General features: G+C 48.5%; 2 tRNA genes and 2 rRNA genes. All 4 read left to right on the top strand.

Annotation, left to right across the window (positions count from 1 at the left end):
• Positions 1-149 precede the first annotated feature (149 nt).
• Positions 150-1,681 (top strand): 16S ribosomal RNA (locus tag A3GI_RS0106955).
• A gap of 352 nt (positions 1,682-2,033) precedes the next feature.
• A tRNA-Ile gene (locus tag A3GI_RS0106945) sits at positions 2,034-2,107 on the top strand.
• A 108-nt stretch (positions 2,108-2,215) separates the two neighbouring features.
• Positions 2,216-2,289 (top strand) — tRNA-Ala (locus tag A3GI_RS0106940).
• Positions 2,290-2,442: 153 nt separating this feature from the next.
• Positions 2,443-5,335: ribosomal RNA gene (locus tag A3GI_RS0106935) — 23S ribosomal RNA — on the top strand.
• Together the 16S and 23S rRNA genes with 2 tRNA genes alongside form the textbook arrangement of a ribosomal RNA operon.
• The last annotated feature ends 89 nt before the right edge of the window (positions 5,336-5,424 follow it).

The raw sequence follows: 5,424 nt of genomic DNA, 5'->3' as shown, positions 1-5,424 counted from the left end.
AGCGATCTTCGACATAATTCATATTAGAAACGAAAAGTGTAGTACAGGGGAATATATATTTTCCCGTCAGAACTTAAAGGTTTCGATAAGATTCGATAACGGTGGTTTATTTTTGGGCGTATAAGGAAAAAACGAAATAAAAAGATATAACAGAGAAGAGTTTGATCCTGGCTCAGGATGAACGCTAGCGATAGGCTTAACACATGCAAGTCGAGGGGCAGCATGGTCTTAGCTTGCTAAGATTGATGGCGACCGGCGCACGGGTGCGTAACGCGTATGTAACTTGCCTGATAGAAAGGGATAACCCGGTGAAAGTCGGACTAATACCTTATGGTCTTGGGTTATTGCATGATGATTCAAGTAAAGATTAATTGCTATCAGATAGGCATGCGTTCCATTAGTTGGTTGGTGAGGTAACGGCTCACCAAGGCTACGATGGATAGGGGAACTGAGAGGTTTATCCCCCACACTGGTACTGAGACACGGACCAGACTCCTACGGGAGGCAGCAGTGAGGAATATTGGTCAATGGGCGAGAGCCTGAACCAGCCACGTCGCGTGAAGGAAGACGGTTCTATGGATTGTAAACTTCTTTTATAGGGGATTAAAGTTATCCACGTGTGGATATTTGCAAGTACCCTATGAATAAGCATCGGCTAACTCCGTGCCAGCAGCCGCGGTAATACGGAGGATGCGAGCGTTATCCGGATTTATTGGGTTTAAAGGGTGCGTAGGTGGCCTGATAAGTCGGGGGTGAAAAGCTGTGGCTCAACCACAGTCTTGCCTTCGAAACTGTTTGGCTTGAGTATAGATGAAGTAGGCGGAATTTGTGGTGTAGCGGTGAAATGCATAGATATCACGAGGAACTCCGATTGCGAAGGCAGCTTACTAAGTTATGACTGACACTGAAGCACGAAAGCGTGGGTATCAAACAGGATTAGATACCCTGGTAGTCCACGCAGTAAACGATGATAACTGGGCGTATGCGATATACAGTATGCTCCTGAGCGAAAGCGTTAAGTTATCCACCTGGGGAGTACGCCGGCAACGGTGAAACTCAAAGGAATTGACGGGGGCCCGCACAAGCGGAGGAACATGTGGTTTAATTCGATGATACGCGAGGAACCTTACCCGGGATTGAAATTTAGCGGACTATGTATGAAAGTACATATCCTGTCACAAGGCCGCTAAGTAGGTGCTGCATGGTTGTCGTCAGCTCGTGCCGTGAGGTGTCGGCTTAAGTGCCATAACGAGCGCAACCCACGTTGTCAGTTACTATCGGGTAAAGCCGAGGACTCTGACAAGACTGCCGTCGTAAGGCGCGAGGAAGGTGTGGATGACGTCAAATCAGCACGGCCCTTACATCCGGGGCGACACACGTGTTACAATGGTGGGGACAAAGGGCAGCTACTTGGTGACAAGATGCGAATCTCCAAACCCCATCCCAGTTCGGATCGTAGTCTGCAACTCGACTATGTGAAGCTGGATTCGCTAGTAATCGCGCATCAGCCATGGCGCGGTGAATACGTTCCCGGGCCTTGTACACACCGCCCGTCAAGCCATGGGAGTCGGGAGTACCTAAAGCACGTAACCGCGAGGGGCGTGTCAGGGTAATACCGGTGACTGGGGCTAAGTCGTAACAAGGTAGCCGTACCGGAAGGTGCGGCTGGAACACCTCCTTTCTGGAGCGTTTCCAAGAATTTACTGTTTGTTTTCGGTGTTATTCTTTTTGCTGTTTTTTGCTGAAAGTTTTTCAGTCTGAGCATTGAGAGCATGAAGAGAGGGCATCGCGGGTCTTATTGCAGACGAGTATTTACGGGGAAAAGATTTTTTACCGTGCTTTCACTTTTCGTTCGATATGAACTATAATATATAATAAAGGGAATTCGAGGAGCTGAAGAGCGTATTCTTTCGATTACCGTGGAGAAGTCAGATGGGATGAGGGTCTGTATTATTGAGGCCGGAGCCTGTTCTGTTCTGTCTTTGGATGTCGGTACTCGATTGGAGGTGTTTTTGGCAAGGCGAGCGAGACGCAGTCCTATAGCTCAGTTGGTTAGAGCGCTACACTGATAATGTAGAGGTCGGCAGTTCAACTCTGCCTGGGACTACACTCGAAGCTTGTCCCCCTCGCAGTCGGAATGTTTTGAAAGTGAATCGTTCCGCGGAAGACGAAATGGTTTGTACGTTTGTGTTTTCTGTCTCATCGAGACCTTCCCGGGGGATTAGCTCAGCTGGCTAGAGCACCTGCTTTGCAAGCAGGGGGTCAACGGTTCGAATCCGTTATTCTCCACGAACGCCCCTTGGGTCTTGTTTTTTTTAAGACGTTGAGGGGGTAAAGCGATCTTTGACATACTGAACGAGTTAAAACGAAAACGTAGAGCAAAAAAATAAAAAGCCAAAGTATATGAAAGGTCTGTTTCATTTGTATGTTACAGACCCGGCGAAATAATAAGAAAAGGGCAGACGGTGGATGCCTTGGCTCTCGGAGGCGACGAAGGACGTGATAAGCTGCGAAAAGCTGCGGGGATTGGCACATACGATTCGATCCGCAGATATCCGAATGGGGTAACCCATCCATATTAATATGGATACAGTATATGATACTGGGCAAACGTGGGGAACTGAAACATCTTAGTACCCACAGGAGAAGAAAACAAACGTGATTCCCTTAGTAGTGGCGAGCGAACGGGGATTAGCCTAAACCGGTTTTGTTTCGGCAAAGCCGGGGTTATAGGAGTACCATAAGAGATTGCAGCGATTATAGGAGAACGTTCTGGAAAGGACGACCATAGAGCATGATAGTTGCGTATCCGGCATGATAGCTTCAGTTGAGGTACCACCTGAGTAGGGCGGGACACGAGAAATCCTGTCTGAATTAGCGGGGCCCATCCCGTAAGGCTAAATACTCCCGAGAGACCGATAGTGAACAAGTACCGTGAGGGAAAGGTGAAAAGAACCTCGAACAGAGGAGTGAAATAGACCCTGAACCCGTCTGCCTACAAGCGGTAGGAGCATCTGTTATGAGGTGTGACTGCGTGCCTTTTGCATAATGAACCTACGAGTTACTGTATCCGGCGAGGTTAATCGATCGAGTCGAGGAACCGCAGCGAAAGCGAGTCTTAAATGGCGTGAAGAGTCGGATGAAGTAGACGCGAAACCAAGTGATCTACCCTTGGTCAGGTTGAAGTTTAGGTAACACTAAATGGAGGACCGAATCGTTAAGCGTTGAAAAGCTTTCGAATGAACTGAGGGTAGGGGTGAAAGGCTAATCAAACTTGGAGATAGCTCGTACTCCCCGAAATGCATTTAGGTGCAGCCTTTGATGTTTCTTGTATGAGGTAGAGCGACTGATTGGATGCGAGGCTTTCACCGGCTATCAAGTCCAGACAAACTCCGAATGCATATAAGTATAGTCAGGGAGTGAGGGCATGGGTGCTAAGGTCCATGTCCGAGAGGAGAAGAATCCGGACCATCGGCTAAGGTCCCGAAATAACAGCTAAGTTGACCAAACGAAGTCAAGATGCAGAGACAGCTAGGATGTTGGCTTGGAAGCAGCCATTCATTTAAAGAGTGCGTAACAGCTCACTAGTCGAGGATTTTGGCATGGATAATACTCGGGCATAAGCTGTTTACCGAAGCCGTGGGATACGTATAGTATCGGTAGGGGAGCATTCCAGCGACGTAGAAGATTGAAGGACGACTTCAGTTGGAGTTTCTGGAAACGCAAATGTAGGTATAAGTAACGATAAAGGGGGCGAGAAACCCCCTCGCCGAAAGACCAAGGTTTCCTGATCAACGCTAATCGGATCAGGGTTAGTCGGGTCCTAAGTCGCAGTCGAAAGGCGCAGACGATGGCCGAATGGGTTAATATTCCCATACTGTCTATGGGAGTGATGTGGAGACGGAGAAGTGACAGCACTGCGTACAGACGGAATTGTACGTTAAAGGGTGTAGGTATTGATTGCGGCAGGCAAATCCACCGCGAGAGCCGAACCTGATAGTACACCGATTGCTTGCAAGAGGTGAAAATGTGTGTAATCCTGCTTCCAAGAAAATCCGCTAAACAAATGTCATAGACACCCGTACCGTAAACCGACACAGGTGGTTGGGTTGAGAATACTAAGGCGCTCGAGATATTCGCGGTTAAGGAACTAGGCAAAATGGTCCTGTAACTTCGGGATAAAGGACGCCACTGGTTTCATCAGTGGCCGCAGAGAATAGGCCCAGGCGACTGTTTAACAAAAACACAAGGCTGTGCTAAATAGCAATATTATGTATACAGTCTGACACCTGCCCGGTGCTGGAAGGTTAAGAGGAGAAGTCATCAGCGATGAGAAGCTTTGAATTGAAGCCCCAGTAAACGGCGGCCGTAACTATAACGGTCCTAAGGTAGCGAAATTCCTTGTCGGGTAAGTTCCGACCTGCACGAATGGTGTAACGATCTGGGCACTGTCTCAACCGCGAGCTCGGTGAAATTGTAGTATCGGTGAAGATGCCGATTACCCGCAACGGGACGAAAAGACCCCGTGAACCTTTACTATAGCTTTACATTGATCCTGGGTACCGGATGTGTAGGATAGGCCGGAGACTGAGAAGGTGTGACGCCAGTCATGTCGGAGTCGCTGTTGAAATACGGCCCTTCTGTTATTTGGGATCTAACTTGAAAAATCAAGGACATTGTATGGTGGGTAGTTTGACTGGGGTGGTCGCCTCCAAAAGTGTAACGGAGGCTTCTAAAGGTACCCTCAGGCCGATTGGTAACCGGTCGCAGAGTGTAATGGCACAAGGGTGCTTGACTGGGAGACAAACAAGTCGCACAGGTAGGAAACTAGAGCATAGTGATCCGGTGGTTCCGCATGGAAGGGCCATCGCTCAAAGGATAAAAGGTACTCCGGGGATAACAGGCTGATCATTCCCAAGAGCTCATATCGACGGAATGGTTTGGCACCTCGATGTCGGCTCGTCACATCCTGGGGCTGGAGAAGGTCCCAAGGGTTGGGCTGTTCGCCCATTAAAGTGGCACGCGAGCTGGGTTCAGAACGTCGTGAGACAGTTCGGTCTCTATCTGTTGTGGGCGCAGGAGATTTGCGAGGATCTGACACTAGTACGAGAGGACCGTGTTGGACGTACCTCTGGTTTACCGGTTGTTTCGCCAGGAGCATAGCCGGGTATCTAAGTACGGATGGAATAAGTGCTGAAAGCATCTAAGTACGAAGTCCGCCTCAAGATTAGATCTCCCATGAGGGTGGTTATAGACGATGACCTTGATAGGCTACAGGTGTACAGGCAGTAATGTCATAGCCGAGTAGTACTAATAGCCCGAAAGAATTATTTGCTGCGGAAGATACGATGAATGTACATTGAAGATCTTTTTTTGTATGTTATGGTCGTCTTTCCGTTTGATATGCGTTGGCTTTGTTTTTTT

Source organism: Porphyromonas macacae DSM 20710 = JCM 13914, from assembly GCF_000379945.1.
Classification (GTDB): domain Bacteria; phylum Bacteroidota; class Bacteroidia; order Bacteroidales; family Porphyromonadaceae; genus Porphyromonas; species Porphyromonas macacae.
Note: the sequence above shows the minus strand (reverse complement) of the source record. Positions and strands in the feature narration are given on the sequence as shown.